The 17,212-nt window shown below is 51.6% G+C and carries 15 protein-coding genes; 13 read left to right on the top strand and 2 right to left on the bottom strand.

Annotated elements, in window-relative coordinates:
* Window positions 1-8 precede the first annotated feature (8 nt).
* Window positions 9-1,646, top strand: a complete 1,638-nt coding sequence (locus tag ACE41H_RS09190; protein ID WP_375354927.1) for a DUF6382 and FHA domain-containing protein — start codon at window positions 9-11, stop codon at window positions 1,644-1,646.
* On the opposite strand, the gene ACE41H_RS09185 is transcribed toward ACE41H_RS09190, so the two are convergent.
* Entirely contained in the window at window positions 1,643-2,542 is a 900-nt protein-coding gene (locus tag ACE41H_RS09185) for a TIGR01777 family oxidoreductase (protein ID WP_375354926.1), read from the bottom strand. The genes ACE41H_RS09190 and ACE41H_RS09185 overlap by 4 nt on opposite strands.
* A gap of 262 nt (window positions 2,543-2,804) precedes the next feature.
* Between ACE41H_RS09185 and ACE41H_RS09180 the strand changes: the two genes are divergently transcribed.
* The 12 genes from ACE41H_RS09180 (at window position 2,805) to ACE41H_RS09125 (ending at window position 15,671) form a co-directional block, all read left to right on the top strand.
* A complete protein-coding gene (locus tag ACE41H_RS09180; protein WP_375354925.1) occupies window positions 2,805-3,932 on the top strand; it encodes a deoxyribonuclease IV in 1,128 nt (375 codons plus the stop codon).
* A gap of 25 nt (window positions 3,933-3,957) precedes the next feature.
* Window positions 3,958-4,854 (top strand): formyltetrahydrofolate deformylase, encoded by an 897-nt coding sequence (gene purU, locus ACE41H_RS09175; RefSeq protein ID WP_375354924.1) that lies wholly within the window; start codon window positions 3,958-3,960, stop codon window positions 4,852-4,854.
* Window positions 4,855-5,203: 349 nt separating this feature from the next.
* Window positions 5,204-7,252, top strand: a complete 2,049-nt coding sequence (gene tkt, locus ACE41H_RS09170) for a transketolase (RefSeq protein ID WP_375354923.1) — start codon at window positions 5,204-5,206, stop codon at window positions 7,250-7,252.
* A gap of 104 nt (window positions 7,253-7,356) precedes the next feature.
* On the top strand, window positions 7,357-7,671 hold the full coding sequence (gene ppnP / locus ACE41H_RS09165) for a pyrimidine/purine nucleoside phosphorylase (RefSeq protein WP_375354922.1): 315 nt from the start codon (window positions 7,357-7,359) through the stop codon (window positions 7,669-7,671).
* Window positions 7,672-7,866: 195 nt separating this feature from the next.
* Window positions 7,867-9,222: a glucose-6-phosphate isomerase gene (locus ACE41H_RS09160; RefSeq protein WP_375354920.1), complete on the top strand. Its 1,356-nt coding sequence runs from the start codon at window positions 7,867-7,869 to the stop codon at window positions 9,220-9,222.
* A 105-nt stretch (window positions 9,223-9,327) separates the two neighbouring features.
* Window positions 9,328-9,960, top strand: a complete 633-nt coding sequence (locus ACE41H_RS09155) for a YigZ family protein (RefSeq protein WP_375354919.1) — start codon at window positions 9,328-9,330, stop codon at window positions 9,958-9,960.
* Between the two features lie 5 nt (window positions 9,961-9,965).
* Window positions 9,966-10,547, top strand: coding sequence for a TetR/AcrR family transcriptional regulator (locus ACE41H_RS09150; RefSeq protein WP_375354918.1), 582 nt, complete (start codon window positions 9,966-9,968; stop codon window positions 10,545-10,547).
* A 389-nt stretch (window positions 10,548-10,936) separates the two neighbouring features.
* Window positions 10,937-11,752, top strand: coding sequence for a sulfate ABC transporter permease subunit CysT (cysT, locus tag ACE41H_RS09145; RefSeq protein ID WP_375354917.1), 816 nt, complete (start codon window positions 10,937-10,939; stop codon window positions 11,750-11,752).
* On the top strand, window positions 11,749-12,546 hold the full coding sequence (locus tag ACE41H_RS09140; RefSeq protein ID WP_375354915.1) for a sulfate ABC transporter permease subunit: 798 nt from the start codon (window positions 11,749-11,751) through the stop codon (window positions 12,544-12,546). Before cysT ends, ACE41H_RS09140 begins: the two co-directional genes overlap by 4 nt.
* A gap of 1 nt (window position 12,547) precedes the next feature.
* Window positions 12,548-13,612: a sulfate/molybdate ABC transporter ATP-binding protein gene (locus tag ACE41H_RS09135; protein WP_375354913.1), complete on the top strand. Its 1,065-nt coding sequence runs from the start codon at window positions 12,548-12,550 to the stop codon at window positions 13,610-13,612.
* Between the two features lie 32 nt (window positions 13,613-13,644).
* Entirely contained in the window at window positions 13,645-14,712 is a 1,068-nt protein-coding gene (locus ACE41H_RS09130) for a sulfate ABC transporter substrate-binding protein (RefSeq protein WP_375354912.1), read from the top strand.
* 176 nt (window positions 14,713-14,888) lie between these two features.
* On the top strand, window positions 14,889-15,671 hold the full coding sequence (locus tag ACE41H_RS09125; protein ID WP_375354910.1) for an MBL fold metallo-hydrolase: 783 nt from the start codon (window positions 14,889-14,891) through the stop codon (window positions 15,669-15,671).
* A 21-nt stretch (window positions 15,672-15,692) separates the two neighbouring features.
* On the opposite strand, the gene ACE41H_RS09120 is transcribed toward ACE41H_RS09125, so the two are convergent.
* Window positions 15,693-17,120 (bottom strand): aminotransferase-like domain-containing protein, encoded by a 1,428-nt coding sequence (locus ACE41H_RS09120; protein WP_375354908.1) that lies wholly within the window; start codon window positions 17,118-17,120, stop codon window positions 15,693-15,695.
* Window positions 17,121-17,212 lie beyond the last annotated feature (92 nt).

Raw genomic sequence — 17,212 nt, 5'->3', positions numbered from 1 at the left:
GGAGAGGATTGTTTGGTCTGCAGAGGGATTTTACGCTGAATGGCGGGTTATTCATGATTATCAAACAGGAGCCTGATTTGGGGTCCGCCGATCTTCATCCGGTTCAAAGCGGTATGGTTACTTCCAACCGGATTCCCGGCTTGTTGGGTGTTATGATCAAAGAAGTGGATTACCGGATTGAATTGCAGTATGACATCAGTGGCCGGCGGATGCTGTCCCATATATGGAAAAACGGCAATATTTCAATGGGCCAATTCTACGATATGATCTATCAAATTGCAGATACGCTGCATAACTGCCGGCAATACATGCTTGATATGAACCGTTTCATTCTGCATGAAGATTATATATTTATCTCTGAAAGCGAGCGCTCCGGCAGCGTTAGCTTGTCATATGTACCTGTGCGCAGAAGCCTGTATGAAGGTACACCAGGCGATCAGATGAAGCAGTTAATTATCCGCCTGATTTCCTGTGTCTCCGAATTGAAAGGTGATGGTGTACAGCGGATACTTCAGGTTTGCGACGGGGGGCTGTTTGACCCTGGAAAGCTGAAGGAGGTGCTGCTGCAATATATTCATCCCGAAGCAGACACCTGGACGAAAGGGAACGCGCATGGTAAAACAGGTGCAGCAGAGCCCGGTGGTTATGCGAATCCCGGCCTGCAGCAGCATACGCCGAGATTGAAGCAGGACAACGATTCCATTCCTGAACCGGATCTGAATAGGTCACTTGCCGTGGACAGTATACGATTGCCCCGGGATCAGAACACTTTTACGGCTGCGACGATAGCAGCCACCCGCAGGCAGGAGGATGCGGGCGACATTGAGGATGAAGCAGAGGAAGGGGATGAGCTGGAATCGGCATTATATAAATACCGGTTGTATGTCGCTCTAGGATGTTTGCTGGGGGCTGCGGTCATGTGGAGATATGTGTACCTTGAAGCTCCTGGTACAATCCGTCTGCTGATCTGCGCCATTATAACGGCAGGCTTGGCAACGGTGGCATTATTCGCATGGCAGGGGTGGAGCTTGCGGGGAATGCTCGGAAGACGTGAAGATCCCGATATCGGCGATATTCCTGGTGAAGAATATTCGGAGCCGGCAGCTCCTTTGCGCGGGAAATTCCGTTTTGCAGCAGAGCAAGAGGCTGAGGGACAGGAACCGTGGAGATGGAACGTACAGGAAGATACAATGAAATCTGAGTATCGGACATTCATCGTTCAGGAGGAGAATGGGGACGGGTTTGAAACCAATGATGATGTACCGGAGTCCCCAATAAGTCCGGCAACCACACTCCTTCAGGACAAGCACAACGATATTCCGGTGACCGTTAGCACTGGCGCTTATTTACGAAGGGTTGCGGGAAAGTCAGGCTCGCCAGAGGAAATACCCGTCAAGTCAGGCAGCTTTATTATCGGCCGCTCTCAGGAGACAGCGCAGTACGTGGACCAGACTGAGGGAGTATCCAGGTCGCATGTTGAACTGAGCCTGAAGGGAAGCGGACAGACTTATGTCCTGAAGGATTTGGCTTCTACGAACGGTACGCGCTTAAACGGCAGTCCGATGGTTCCTTACAAAGAATACCTGCTGAATGACGGGGATACATTCGAGCTTGCGGGGGTGGTTTACACCTATTATGCTGCCTAATTGGTATGCAGGTCCTCAAGTGCATGCTTCAAATCAGGGAACTGATATTGGAAGCCGTGGTCCAGCAGCTTTTTCGGGATGACCTTTTGTCCTTCCAGCACCATCACGCTCATTTCGCCAAGGGTTGCTTTAATGAGGAAGGCAGGTACGGGAAACCAGTGAGGCCGGTGATACACGGAGGCAATCGTTCTGCCGAAATCGTCATTAGTCACGGGATTGGGGGCAGATGAATTTACTGCACCGGATATAGAGCGGTCATGAAGGCAAAAATCCACAATCCTGACCATATCGGTGATATGAATCCAGGTGGCCCACTGCCGCCCGCTCCCGATCCGGCCTCCAAAGCCCATCAAATAAGGCAGCTTCAAAAGAGGAAATGCCCCTTTGTCACGGCCAAGCACCATGCTGATTCGCAGCTTTACAAGCCTGACGTCCTGAAAAGCCTCCGCTGCAGCTTCCCATTGTTCAGCAACCGTTGACGGAAAGTCAGTGGGACGGTGCGGACTGGATTCATCAAAAGTCTCCGTTTCCGATGTCCCATAGAACGACATGGCCGAGGCTTGAATCACGACCTCCGGTTTCTTATTCAACTGCTTGATTGCCTTGGCTAATGCCGCGATGCTGTCAACTCTCGACTGCATGATCCGCAGCCTAACGTTCTTCGTCCAGCGCTGGTTCAGGCTCTCGCCGGACAGATTCACGACCGCATCTACTCCCGCGATCCGCTGCGGATCGCGTTCAAGCTCGCCCCAGCTTACGTACTGAGGTTGACGGCCTGATGTGGCGCGCTCCGGCGGCCTGCGTGTAATAATCACAATTTCGTACCCCACCTCAAGCCAGTGCTTGGTGAGCGCACTTCCAATAAATCCGGTACCTCCGCAGACAGCTATTTTCATAATCTTCATCCCCCTTCAGACCTGCTTCGATATTATTCGATATTAAGTGATCGGGCCAGGTTGCAATTGCCGATTGCTTTCTCCTACTATGTAGAATATAACTTTGTTTTAACGCCTAAAACAAATCATGCCATGAGGTCCTGTTTGGGGTTGCCTTCCATAGCGGATTTATCGGGCAGATTTACCGGTATGTTCATCATTGTTAGATTTTCGTAATCACGTTAAAATAAGTAGACATTCGAATGGTAAGGGGGGAAGAAAGATGCTGAAGATTGGTTCTCACGTATCTTTCTCGGATAAGGGATTGTTGAGCGCAACCAAAGAAGCATCGCACTACGGTTCCAGTTCGTTCATGATATATACGGGTGCTCCGCAAAATACGCGCCGCAAGCCGATGGAGTCCATGTATCTGGATGAAGGGAAGCAACTGATGAAGGAACTGGGCATGGAGGAGATCGTTGTTCATGCTCCGTATATCATCAACTTGGGCTCTTACAAGAGCAATACGTATGAGCTTGCAGTGAGCTTTCTGCAGGAGGAAATCCGCAGAACACATGCGATCGGAGTCCGGAATATTGTACTCCACCCAGGGGCATATACGGATAAGGATGCGGAATACGGCATCAGCCGGATTGCGGAAGGATTGAATGAGGTTCTGAATGGAGTTAAAGAGACGGACGTGAATATCGCGCTTGAAACGATGGCTGGCAAAGGTACAGAAATTGGCCGCAGTTTCGAGGAGCTTGCTGGCATTATGGACAAGGTGGAGCAGAATGAACGTCTGACCGTATGCATGGACACCTGCCATATTCATGACGCAGGTTATGACATTGTGAACAATCTGGACGGCGTTCTTGAAGAGTTCGACAGAATTGTAGGTCTGGACCGTATCGCGGTAGTTCACCTGAATGACAGCAAGAATCCCGCAGCAGCCGGAAAAGACCGCCATGCTCCGCTCGGATCGGGCTGGATCGGCTTTGATGCCATCCGCAACGTGGTTCATCATGATGCGCTTAAGGGCCGCCCGTTCATTCTCGAAACTCCATGGATTGGCAAGGACGCCAAAACACAGCGTCCGATGTATGAAGCTGAAATAGCACTTCTGCGCGGGGATGTGGCAGAGCGCTTCGGTCCGGATTTTATGAATCAAATTGAAGATCTGCATACTTTTTTCAGCAAGCAGGATATCGATTCACGCCAGTTTGTGCTGGATACCTGGACGCTGCTCAAGAACGATGCGAAGGCCAAAAAAGCAGATCCTCGTGAACCGCTTGAGCGTCTGTATGACAATGTTGCCAATGCAGGCATCTTTAGCGAGCTCACAGAGGAACAGGTTAATCACCGACTGATTGCCTGGTTAGCCGGCAAGCAGCTGCTGGTGAATGCATAAAAAGCCTAGGAGGGTCTACAGAAAGATGGAAATCCATGTAAATCAACATCGTGTCAACGCACATACTGTGTATGCGAATCGTGCACGCATGCTGATCTCCTGTCCGGACGGCCCTGGGATCGTGGCGGCCGTTTCCCGTTTTCTTCATGAACATGGGGCGAACATCGTGCAATCGGACCAATACACGATGGATCCGGAAGGCGGCATGTTCTTTATGCGTGTTGAGTTCGACCTGCCAGAGCTGACCGAAGCTCTGCCTAAGCTGGAGCAGGATTTTGGGATGGTAGCTGAACAGTTCCGCATGCAATGGCATATCTCCTGTGTCAGCCGGAAAAAGAAGCTTGCCATCTTTGTATCCAAGGAGGATCACTGCCTGGTTGAGCTGTTGTGGCAATGGCAGGCAGGAGATCTGGATGCCGACATCGCCATGGTGGTGAGCAATCACCTCGATATGAAGGAGTATGTGGAGTCCTTTGGCATTCTTTACCATCACATTCCGGTAACGCCGGAGACGAAGCCTGAGGCTGAGCAACGCCAACTGGAAGTGATCGGCAGCGACATTGATGTCATCATTCTTGCACGGTATATGCAGATTATTTCACCGAAGTTTATCGAGCATTACAGAAACCGGATTATTAACATCCATCATTCATTCCTCCCTGCCTTTGTCGGCGGAAAGCCTTACGCCCAGGCGTATAACCGGGGGGTGAAAATTATCGGGGCTACCGCGCATTATGTTACCGAGGAGCTGGACGGAGGACCGATCATTGAGCAGGACGTTCAACGTGTCAGCCATCGTGACGATGTGACCGAGCTGAAGCGCATCGGCCGCACGATTGAGCGTGTTGTTCTGGCCAGAGCGGTGAAATGGCATGTCGAAGACCGGATATTAGTACATGAAAATAAAACGGTAGTCTTTTAAATTAAACAGGGGAGCAGTTCTTTGGCAGCAAATAACCAGAGAACTGCTCCCTTTTTATGTCGGGAAAGGTCAATTAACTTTCCAAATGCAGATTCCGGCAAATCATACACGAAATTTACGGTTTTGGTTAATGACGATGATCTATAACGGGTATATTTACTATGAATACCTTTGTGTATGGCAAAGCTCGGCGGCAAGTGATACAATACAGAAGTAACGAATAAGTCAAATTGAAAGATTCAAGCAGATTGAATCGCATTGACGGACTTGTGTAAGAAGCCGCAGCCGGGGCCGTATGTGAAATCCGGCAACTATCTGGCATAGTTCAACAATTACGAGGAGGATAACCATGACAGACCAGAATCAAGAAATGATTCATAAGGACGAGAACTCAACCATCGACAACCTGTCGATTACTACCATCCGTACGCTGGCTATTGACGCCATTGAGAAAGCGAAATCCGGTCACCCGGGCATGCCGATGGGCTCTGCTCCAATGGGCTACCAACTGTTTGCAAAGACGATGAAGCATAACCCGGACCAGCCGACATGGATTAACCGCGACCGTTTTGTATTATCTGCGGGACACGGTTCCATGCTGTTGTACAGCCTGCTGCACCTGAGCGGTTATGATCTCCCACTGGAGGAAATCAAGCAGTTCCGCCAATGGGGAAGCAAAACTCCAGGCCATCCCGAATACGGTCACACTGCAGGTGTTGACGCCACTACCGGTCCGCTTGGACAGGGGATTGCGATGGCTGTCGGCATGGCAATGGCTGAAGCGCAAATGGCTGCTACGTATAACAAAGACCAGTTTAAAGTTGTGGATCACTTTACATACGCGATCTGCGGCGACGGCGACCTGATGGAAGGTGTATCCCATGAAGCGGCATCCCTGGCTGGACGTTTGCACCTGGGCAAGCTGATCGTATTGTTTGATTCCAACGATATCACGCTGGACGGCGAACTGAACCTGTCCTCTTCCGAATCTGTGGCGAAGCGTTTTGAAGCTTACGGCTGGCAGGTGCTGCGTGTAGAAGACGGTAACGATCTGCCTGCGGTTGAAAAAGCAATTGCCGAAGCCCAGGCGGAAACTGTGCGTCCTACGCTGATCGAAGTGAAGACAATCATCGGTTACGGAAGCCCAAACAAGCAGGGCAAGGGCGGTCACGGCGGTACACACGGTTCCCCGCTGGGTGGCGAAGAAGCGAAGCTGACCAAGGAATTCTACAAATGGGTTTACGAAGAAGACTTCTACGTGCCTGACGAAGTGCGTGCGCATTTTGGCAAAGTGAAAGAGCGCGGCATCGCTGCCAACAAAGAGTGGGATGAGCAATTTGCGAATTACAAAGAAGCATTCCCTGAGCTGGCTGCTCAATTTGAGACGGCAATCAGCGGCAAGCTTCCAGAGGGTTGGGATCGTGACCTGCCTAAGTATGCTCCGGAAGATAAAGCTGTATCGACACGTGTTGCTTCCGGTAATGCACTGAATGGACTGGCTCCGAACGTTCCGTTCCTGACAGGCGGTTCCGCTGACCTGGAAAGCTCGACGATGACTCATCTGAACAATATTTCCAACTTTGCTCCAGAAAACTATGCGGGCCGCAACATTTATTTTGGTATCCGCGAGTTTGGCATGGCAGCGGCCATGAACGGCATGGCACTGCATAAAGGCGTAAAAGTGTTCGGCGGCACGTTCTTTGTATTTACGGATTATCTGCGTCCGGCAGTTCGCCTGGCTGCACTGATGGGTCTTCCTGTTACTTATGTGCTGACTCACGACAGTATTGCTGTCGGTGAAGACGGTCCTACGCATGAGCCTATCGAACAGCTGGCTTCCCTGCGGATCATTCCTAACCTGACTGTCATTCGTCCTGCAGACGGCAACGAAACATCAGCTGCATGGGCATATACTCTGGAAAATCAGTCGAATCCGGTTGCCCTCGTGCTGACCCGTCAAAATCTGCCAATTCTGGCTGGTACGGTTGATGGCGCTCGTGAAGGAATCAAACGTGGCGCTTATGTGGTGTCTGATGCCAAGGACAGCAAGCCTGCTGCACAAATCATTGCTACCGGCTCCGAAGTTCAACTGGCTGTCCAAGCACAGGAAGCACTCGCTCAAGAAGGTATCCAGGTGCGCGTTATCAGCATGCCAAGCTGGGATCTGTTTGAGAAGCAGGACAAGGCCTATAAGGATTCGGTCATCCTGCCTGACGTTAAGGCCCGCCTTGCGGTGGAAATGGCTTATCCAATGGGCTGGGAGAAATATGTTGGCGATCAGGGAGACATTCTCGGCATCTCGACATTTGGCGCATCCGCTCCTGGCGATCGTGTCATTAAAGAATATGGCTTTACGGTTGAGAACGTCGTGAGTAAAGTTAAAAATCTGCTTAAGTAAAAGCAGTACAGGAATCGGAACCGTCTCCCGGGCGGTTCCGGTTTCGAATCATTCATCAGCCAGTCCTGATGGATGATTCGAAACCAGACGAGGAGAAGTGGGGCATGGAACAATTCAGCGGTGTCAGCGTAGTCAAAAAAGCGAATGTATATTTTGAAGGAAAGGTAACGAGCCGGACCGTTTTTCTGGCAGATGGTTCTAAAGTAACTCTTGGCATCATGCTGCCCGGAACGTACGAATTCGGTACGGACTCCCGCGAAATCATGGAAATTCTGTCCGGCGATTTAAGTGTGCTGCTGCCAGGAGAAGAGACATGGCTGGAGATCAAGGGAGAGGGTACCTTCCATGTGCCGGCCCAGTCCAAGTTCAAACTGGAAGTACGGAGTGTAACGGATTACTGCTGTTCATATCCAGCGTAACCACCAGTATCAACCTTTTACCGGAGCTTCTCCGGGAGATGCCCCATCGATAGGCATAGGGCCTGTCAAGGAACCGGACATAAACTGATTTGTCATGCTTGTCAGGCCCTAAAATATAAAGTATCCTATTGCTAAGCCGCTTTATGGGCAATATATTGAAGTGTCTTGGTTAATAGCAAAACAGGAGGTTCAATTATGTCCAAGAAGGTTTCTTTCGATTACAGCAAAGCGCTCACTTTCGTGGGGCAGCACGAAATCGATTATTTTGCAGAACCGATCAAGTTGGCCCATGAGCAGCTGCACAACCAGACAGGTGTAGGCTCTGATTTCCTCGGCTGGATCGATCTGCCTACAAATTATGATAAAGAAGAATTTTCACGCATCCAAAAGGCTGCGGCCAAAATTCAAAGCGATTCCGACGTACTGATCGTTATCGGTATCGGGGGTTCCTACCTCGGCGCGCGTGCGGCGATTGAAATGCTGTCGCATTCCTTCTACAATATTTTGCCGAAGGACAAGCGCAAAACGCCTGAAATCTATTTTGCAGGCAACAATATCAGCTCTACATATGTAAGCCACCTGCTGGAGTTGATTGAGGGCAAAGATTTCTCCATCAATGTCATCTCCAAATCCGGTACGACTACAGAGCCGGCGATTGCATTCCGTATTTTCCGTGCGGAACTGGAGAAAAAATACGGCAAGGAAGAAGCGCGCAAACGTATCTATGCCACTACGGATAAAGCGCGCGGTGCGTTGAAAAGCCTGGCGAATGAAGAAGGTTATGAGTCCTTCGTCATTCCGGACGATGTGGGTGGACGTTATTCCGTACTGACTGCGGTAGGTCTGCTGCCAATCGCAACCGCGGGCATCAACATTGAAGAAATGATGCAGGGCGCTGCCGATGCGGCCAAAGCTTACAGCAACCCTAATGTGGCTGAGAATGAAGCTTACCAGTATGCCGCCGTTCGCAATGCGCTGTACCGTAAAGGCAAAGCAACGGAAATTCTCGTGAACTATGAGCCTTCTCTGCACTATGTGTCCGAGTGGTGGAAACAGCTCTTCGGCGAAAGTGAAGGCAAGGACTACAAGGGCATTTACCCGGCGTCCGTTGATTTCTCAACAGATCTTCACTCCATGGGTCAGTTTATTCAGGAAGGAAGCCGCAACATTTTCGAGACTGTGATTCAGGTTGAGAATGTGACCAATCACATTACGATCGAAGAGGATCCGGATGATCTGGACGGCCTTAATTTCCTGACAGGCAAGACAATGGACTTTGTGAACAAGAAAGCGTTCCAGGGCACCATGCTGGCACATACGGACGGTCAGGTTCCTAACCTTATCGTAAATATCCCGGATTTCACACCATACACATTTGGATATCTGGTGTATTTCTTTGAGAAAGCCTGCGGCGTCAGCGGTTACCTGCTGGGAGTCAATCCGTTCGACCAGCCGGGTGTTGAAGCTTACAAGAAAAATATGTTTGCACTGCTGGGCAAGCCTGGCTTTGAGGAAGAAAAAGCGAAGCTGGAAGCCAGATTGTCCGAGTAATTCGCATCAATATCAAGATTTTGCAGGGTTCACAAAAAAAGCAGTTCACCAGCCTGCTGGCTGATGGGCTGCTTTCTTTCAAAATGAATTGGGGAATGATCGGCCATGCTGGAACGTTACCGAACTGTACGTAATGCCGGCCAGAAAGAAATCGTGATTAAAAAGTCACGCTTCATCGGTCATGTACGGCCAGTTGAACATGAAGAGGAAGCGGTTGCTTTTATAGAAGAAATCAAGAAGCTGCACTGGAACGCCACTCATAATTGCTCTGCTTATATGATCGGCGAGCGTGATGAAATCCAGAAGCAGTCGGATGACGGGGAACCGAGCGGCACTGCCGGCAAACCGATTCTTGAAGTCATCCGCAATCAAGGCTTGAAAAATGTGGCGATCGTCGTCACCCGTTACTTTGGCGGCATTATGCTGGGGGCGGGCGGTCTGATCAGGGCGTATACGGACGGTGCCGTAGTTGCCATTGAAGCCGGAGAAGCCATTACACGAGTACTGCACAGAGAGGTATTTGTAGAACTCGATTATACATGGCTGGGCAAGGTGGAAAATGAACTGCGGAATCGCGGCATACGCATGGGGAATACGGATTTTACGGATAAAGTGAAGTTGACCTGTCTGCCCCTGAATGGGGAGGCGGAAGCCTTCAAGCTTTGGATGACGGATATCACACAGGGACAATCGCTCATAACGGAGGGAAATCAGCTTTACTTTATTGAAGGGGAATAAAATTTATGGCTAGAAGAGCAGTAGAACGGGAGTTGTCACGGGAACGGATACTGGAGGCGGCGAGGCATCTTTTCATTATAAAGGGCTACCGCGCCATCTCAATGCGCAGCATTGGCCAGCATCTGGGGTATAGTCACGGATCCTTATACTATCATTTCAAAGAAAAAGCAGAGCTTTTCTATGCCATTGTCATGGAGGATTTCAGGGCGCTTGGTGAAATTTTGATGCAGGCCGTTCATAAAACACCTCCTGAGGGCCTCAGCAAACCGGAACATCTGATGCTTGAGTTCATCCGGTTCGGGTTGGAAAATCCGTACCAGTACGAGATTATGTTCATGATCCGGGATGAGGAGCTTCTGGCCTACTGCCGTGCCGAGCAAAGCCGATGTCTTGAGCTGTTTGCATCCATGATCCGCCAGCACCTGGGGCAGGGGGAGCATTCGGAGACAGACCGGCAGCGCATCCCGCACAGCCTCTTTTTATCCCTGCACGGTTTTGTTTCCTATTACATCCAGGACAGACTGACTTTTGAGGAGATCCGGCCGGCCGCGCTAGCTCATGTTAAACTGATGTGTAAAAGTATATGAAAAGCAGGTGCCGCCTAAGACGGCATTTTTATTGGCTTTGATGCTTCACGACGTTGCAATGGCATAACGTTACACAAGAAAAGGGAATGAGGGGAGACGATGGGGCTAACTTGCGCGCACATCGTCTTTTTTAGATTTCATTTATTCCTTTTTTCTATTTTACCTGCATGATCAAGGCATCTGCCTATAACCGTTTCGAATATGTTGTATGAGGAATTTAAATAAAAAGGCATTGACGGTCTGCAAATGAATTTGATAAAGTATCACTTAAGTAAAACCAAGTATACTAATTGGATTAATATATTAATCACTTGTTCCTCATATGTAAAAATATAGAATATTCCTTATGGACCGGACTTTTATGGGGGAAGGAAGGCAGGAAACAGAGCATGAATACAGTTTTTCGTTACAAGGGATGGACGTGGGGGTTCCGTTCAACGGTTTTATTGTATTTTATCGTGTTGGTTATCTTGCCTATTACGGGGGTCTATTATAACTCTGTTACGCTCGGGTGGACTGTGTTTATGGAAAGCATCAGGGACCCCATCGCCTGGAAAGCGGTGCTGCTAACTTTGAAAATGGCGGCGATTGCGGCTGTCATCAATGTCATCATCGGCACGATGATCGCCTGGGTGCTGGGAAGATACAGATTTAGGGGACGTTCTCTCCTGAACAGCCTGGTGGATCTGCCGTTTGCGCTGCCAACCGCCGTTGGAGGACTGATGATTCTGCTGCTGCTCGGACCGGTTAGCCTCGTCGGGCGCTTGGCTGAAGGCCTTGGCCTCGAAATTGTATTTCACCAACCGGCTATTGTAATTGCCATGGTGTTCGTGACGTTCCCGTTTGTAATCCGGGCCGTCCAGCCTTTGCTGGAGGAAATCGATTCGTCCGAAGAGGAGGCCTCCTATACACTTGGCGCATCCAGAAGCCGGACGTTCTGGAAGGTGATCCTGCCTTCTGTGCTGCCGGGCATGATCAGCGGTGGTATGCTGGCCTTTTCGCGGGCTCTTGCGGAATTCGGTGCGGTTGTGCTCGTCGCAGGCAACATTCCGGGCAGAACGCTGGTCGCGTCGGTGTTCATCTACGGGGAGGTCGAAAGTGACAATCCGGTGGGTGCGGCCTCGGTGTCTGTCATTTTGCTGACATTATCCTTCCTCATTCTATGGGGCATCAACATCGTTCAGACAAGAGGGAGAAGACGATGAAAAAATTGTGGATCAGTCTCACTTATCTTGTATTCATCCTTCTGATTATCATTCCGTTGGTACGGATCATCACCGGAGCATTTGCACAGGGCTTCTCAGGTTTTACTGCTGCTCTGCTGCGGCCGGAGGCGCTGCACGCCCTTCTGATGACCGGAGCGGTCGTTATCGTCGTCACCCTGCTCAATACGCTGTTTGGTGTTATGATGGCCATTTATCTGGTCAGGGCTGGCTGGCTGAGCGACCGGGTGAAAAACATACTGAACAGCATTGTGGATCTTCCTTATGCGGTCTCGCCGGTAATAGGAGGCCTTATGATCGTACTGCTGCTTGGTCCTGACAGCATTATGGGGGCATTTTTTGAACAAAGCGGATTTCAAGTGGTATACGCCTTCCCCGGCATGGTGATCGCCACTCTGTTTGTCACCTTCCCGCTGATGGTACGGGAGATTATGCCTGTGCTGCAGGAGATTGGAGCCCAGCAGGAGGAAGCGGCTTCCACACTGGGGGCCTATGGCTGGAAAACGTTCTGGTACGTCACCTGGCCTTCGATTCAGTGGGCTGTTATTTACGGTGTCGTACTGACGGTGGCCCGCTCGCTGGGGGAATTCGGGGCAGTTCTGGTCGTTTCGGGCAATATCATGAACAAGACGCAAACGGCTACGACGCTCGTGTATCAGGATGTGGAGAACTTTAATGTTACTGCGGCGAACGGACTGGCGCTCGTATTGGCCGCCTTTTCCATAGCGCTGCTGCTCATTATGGAATGGTCCAGAAAAAGAAAGGAAGTGCACTGATATGCAGCATGTGGAGGTTCGGAATCTGAACAAGCATTTTGGCAGCTTTCACGCCGTCAAAGATGTGTCATTCGAAATTGCCAAAGGCCATTTGATCGGCCTGCTTGGCCCCAGCGGCGGGGGCAAAACATCGATTCTGAGAATGCTGGCCGGCCTGGAAAACCCGGACGGGGGGGATATTCTTTTCCATGGACAGCGTGTTAATGAGCTTCCTCCGCAGGAGCGCGGCATCGGTTTTGTTTTCCAAAACTATGCCCTGTTCAAGCATATGACGGTGTTTGATAACATCGCCTTCGGCCTGAAAATCAAAAAAATGCCCAAGGCGCAAATCCGGGACCGGGTGATGGAGCTCGTGGAGCTGACCGGACTTAAAGGCTTTGAAAGACGCTACCCCCACCAGCTCTCAGGCGGGCAGCGCCAGCGTGTGGCCTTTGCGCGCGCGCTTGCGCCCGAGCCGCAGCTGCTGCTGCTTGATGAGCCCTTCGCCGCCATCGACGCCAAAATCCGTCAGGAGCTGCGCAGCTGGCTGCGCGACTTGATTGAGCGGGTGGGCATTACGTCGATCTTCGTTACACATGACCAGGATGAAGCTATTGAGGTGGCTGACGAGATTATGGTCATTAACCAGGGCCGTCTGGAACAGAAGGGCACGCCCTGGGATATTTACAAAAGTCCTGGCACACCGTTCGTCGCTTCGTTTATCGGCGAATCCACAATCGTGGAGGATGCCTCAACCCTGAAGGGATTCGATACCGCCGCAGGTCCTGGAACCCGCGCATTGATCCGTCCCGAATATATTGAGATGGGCCATGATCACGAATTTACTTTGCATTCCGCCACCGAAGCCGGCACAGTACGGCATTTGCATTTCCGCGGCAGCGAGTGGATGGTGGAGGTTGAAGTGGGCCAAAACCGCCTGATTACCTACAGATCCTTGGAAAAGCAGACGCTGCATCCGGGAGAGGAAGTGCGGGTGCTCATTCACCGGGCCTACCTGTTTAACGACGAAGCAAGCTGGATGGTGGAGAACAGACTGAAGGAAGACCCGATGCCGGTCATGATCTGATTGAATATGAGGGACAGCGAGGAGCATGTGGTATGCGCAGCAGGTTAAACGGAACAAAACAGCGGTTCTTGACGGTGCTGTTTCTGCTGCTCGCCGTCGCGGTGGTGACGGCGGGCTGCGGTGGAGCGGATCAGGCGCAGGAGGCGGCAGCCAGCGCCCGGCCGGCGGATGCCACCCTGGTTATCGGCGCTTACAGTGTCGTCAAGGATGCGATGGCTGAGATCATTCCCCGTTTTCAGGCCAAATGGGTAGCCGAGACGGGGCAGAAGGTTGAATTCCAGGAATCGTACGAAGCCTCTGGCACCCAGGCGCGGGCGATTGCGGGTGGCTTTGAGGCGGATGTTACCATGCTGGCCATGGAGGGCGATGTCAAGAAGCTGGTGAGTGCCGGGCTGATCAGTCCGCAGTGGAAGGAACGGAAGCATGAGGGCATGATTACACGCTCCATCGTTGTGCTCGGGACAAGAGAGGGCAATCCGCTCGGAATTACTGATTTTGCGGATTTAACCAAGCCAGGGGTTAAGGTGCTGTATCCTAACCCGAAGACGTCCGGGGGCGCTCAGTGGGACATCAATGCGATCTACGGTGCGGGTCTGAAGATGTCGGAGGAACAAGGAAAGAAAGATCCGGCAGCAGCGAAGCAGTTTCTGGAGGAGGTTCACCGGAATGTGGAATCACTGGACAAAAGCGGACGTGCGTCGATGGCTGCCTTTGAATACGGAGTAGGAGACGTCATTGTTACCTATGAAAATGAACTGCTGGCCCGGATTGCCAAAGGGATTAAATACGATATTGTTGTCCCCGAGCATACGATCCTGATCGAGAATCCGGCTGCAGTGGTCGATAAAAATGTGGATAAGCACGGCAACCGCAAGCTGGCCGAAGCGTTTGTGGATTATTTGCAGTCAGAGGAAGCACAGCGGATTTTTGCCGAAAACGGTTTTCGTGCCGTGGATGATAAAGTATTCCAAGAAACGAAGAGCCGCTTTCCACAGCCGTCGGGTTTATTTGATATCAATTATCTGGGCGGATGGGACAAGGTGAAGGACGAACTTTATTCCAAGCGGGGAATCTGGTATCAGGTATTAGCCGGATTGTAAGATGAACTTGAAGAATCAAATATTTCTTTTCAGTGAACACTGCCGATCAGCCCGGATATGGGCCGGCAGTGTTTTTTTCTGTAACAGGGTACAGGTATAATGAAGAAGCATGGGGCTGGGTGGCTAGGCCTGGCAGCCCTGACCGAAAATTTGAATTTCAGGAAGGAACTCTACGGATGAATCAACTTACTTTTTTGGGAACAGGGGATGCGATGGGTGTTCCCCGCGTCTATTGCAGCTGTGCTGTATGTGAGGAAGCGCGTCAGACAGGAGCCAACCGGAGGCTGAGATCGTCGGTGCTGGTGGAGGGGGATCACGAATCGTTTCTCATCGATTGCGGCCCGGATTGGCGCCAACAGATGGAGAACATGGGTATGCGCCATATAGATACGATCCTCGTGACTCATGCCCATTTTGATCATATTGCAGGTCTGCCGGAATGGACGGATGCCTGCCGCTGGCAGGGCCGACGGGGCCGGATGTATGCTCCGCAGGAGGTCATTGACGTCATCCTGCGCCAGTTTCCGTGGCTGCCGGGGCATCTGGACCTGCTGCCTGCAGACGGCGGCGTCCGCCTGGCTGGCTGGGACATTCAGGGCTGGCGTGTCAATCACGGCAAGAACGGTTATTCTTACGCCTATCGTATGACCAAGGATGGTTTCACGTGGGCTTACTGCTCGGACTCCATTGGCCTCAATGAAGCCGAGAAACAGCCCCTGAACGGATTGGATATGCTGGTGCTTGGAACAAGCTTCTACCACGAAGAGGCGGAGTACTCTGGCCGCTCGGTGTATGACATGCTGGAAGCCCAGGAGCTGCTGGCCGAGATCAAGCCGAAGCGGACGCTGTTCACCCATATGTCCCATGATGTGGATGTGAACCGGGCTTATCCCCTGCCGGAAGCTACTACTCTTGCCCGGACAGGAACAAAGGTATCTCTGGCTCACCGTGACAGCTAGGCTGCTATTTTCCGAAACTTCTTAATGAATAGATTCATAGACCGAGAGCAGCCTCTGCATGCCTTCACGGATCTGCCCTTCGTTGGCAAAAGGATAGGACAGCCTGATATGTGGATTTTCCGCAGAACCTAGCGGATCAAACACATGGCCTGGTATAAAAGATACGGATTGCGCCAGCGCTGCCTGCAGGAAACGGCGCATGTCGACCTGACGGGGCAACTGCACCCACAGGTTAAGCCCGCCTGCGGGACTGTGCCATGTCCATCCGGAGTCCGCCAGGCAGCGCTCCATCGCCTCCTTGCGCAGCTGCAGCGCTGTGCACAGCTTCTCCAGATGCTGCTGCATGCGCGGCGAACGGAAATACTGCAGGAACAGCTTCTGGTTCAGCAGGGGAGACCCGTTATCGGTCAAGGATTTGGCTGCCAGCAGCCCTGGCAAATGGTCTCCCCGGCAGGCTACAGCAGCGATGCGCAAGCCGGGCGCTACGTATTTGCTGTAGCTGCGAATGTAAATGACATGCCCGGTTGTGGCATAGGTGAATACGGGCGGCGGAGTCTTATAGCCGAAATGGATGTCATAAGTGCTGTCATCCTCCAGGATGACACAGCCATATCGTTCGGCCAGCTCTGGCAGCAGCTTGCGCTGTGCGGCCGGCACGGTGAAGCCCGTCGGATTGTGAAAGGTCGGATTGATATAGAACAGCCGCGGCTTCTCGGTGCGCATGCATTGTTCAATCCGCTCCATATCATATCCGTCCGGGCGGATATCGGCCGTCAGCAGCCGCGCTCCCTGTCTGCGAAAGATTTCCATGGCCGGCCCATATGCAGGCCGCTCCACCAGCACACGGTCTCCGGGGCGGATCAGGGTCCTTGCCGTCACATCGATGGCCTGCTGTCCGCCGGAGGTAATGAGCAGCTCATCGGCGGTCAGGTGAAAAAGCCCGGTATTCGAAAAGTGAGCCGCCAGCTCTTCGCGCAGTTCCGCATCTCCCTGGACGGTGGAGTAAGTGCCTGGAAGCCTGGGATACTCGCGGAACATGTTCACCATCAGCTCCGCCCAGAACCGGTTCGGCAGCAGGGCAGGGTCAATGAGCGATTTGGAAAACTGATAGTCCACCTGAATGGCATGAATGCGTGCAAGGTTATCCGCCTGCAGCCAGCTGCCGTATACGGGATCGTCGGCCGGTTCCCGGTCCTTCTGTCCGTTCGCGGGCTGTACATAATAGCCTGATTTATCTTTTACATAGATTTTGTCTTTATTTTTGAGCTCCTGATAAGCCCGGAATACCGTCAGCCTGTGCACCCCCAGCTCCTCCGAAAGCCTGCGAACGGAAGGAAGCTTTTCGTGCTCCTTCCACTCTCCGCGTTCGATCCGCACCTGGATATAATCCATGACCTGTTCATATAGTCTGGTGGCGGCGTCAGCCTGAAAAAACGTTTTGAACGTCATTTTTCTCACGCTCCTTTGCTTCATTGTACCTTATATAGCACCAGTCTGTTCTGTATCATTTTATCTGTTCTGTCCCTGCTGCATTATCATGA

Origin of the sequence: Paenibacillus enshidis (assembly GCF_042136365.1) — a bacterium.
Taxonomy (GTDB): domain Bacteria; phylum Bacillota; class Bacilli; order Paenibacillales; family Paenibacillaceae; genus Paenibacillus; species Paenibacillus enshidis.
The sequence above is the reverse complement of the archived record's forward strand: the minus strand, read 5'-3'. Positions and strand labels throughout refer to the sequence as shown.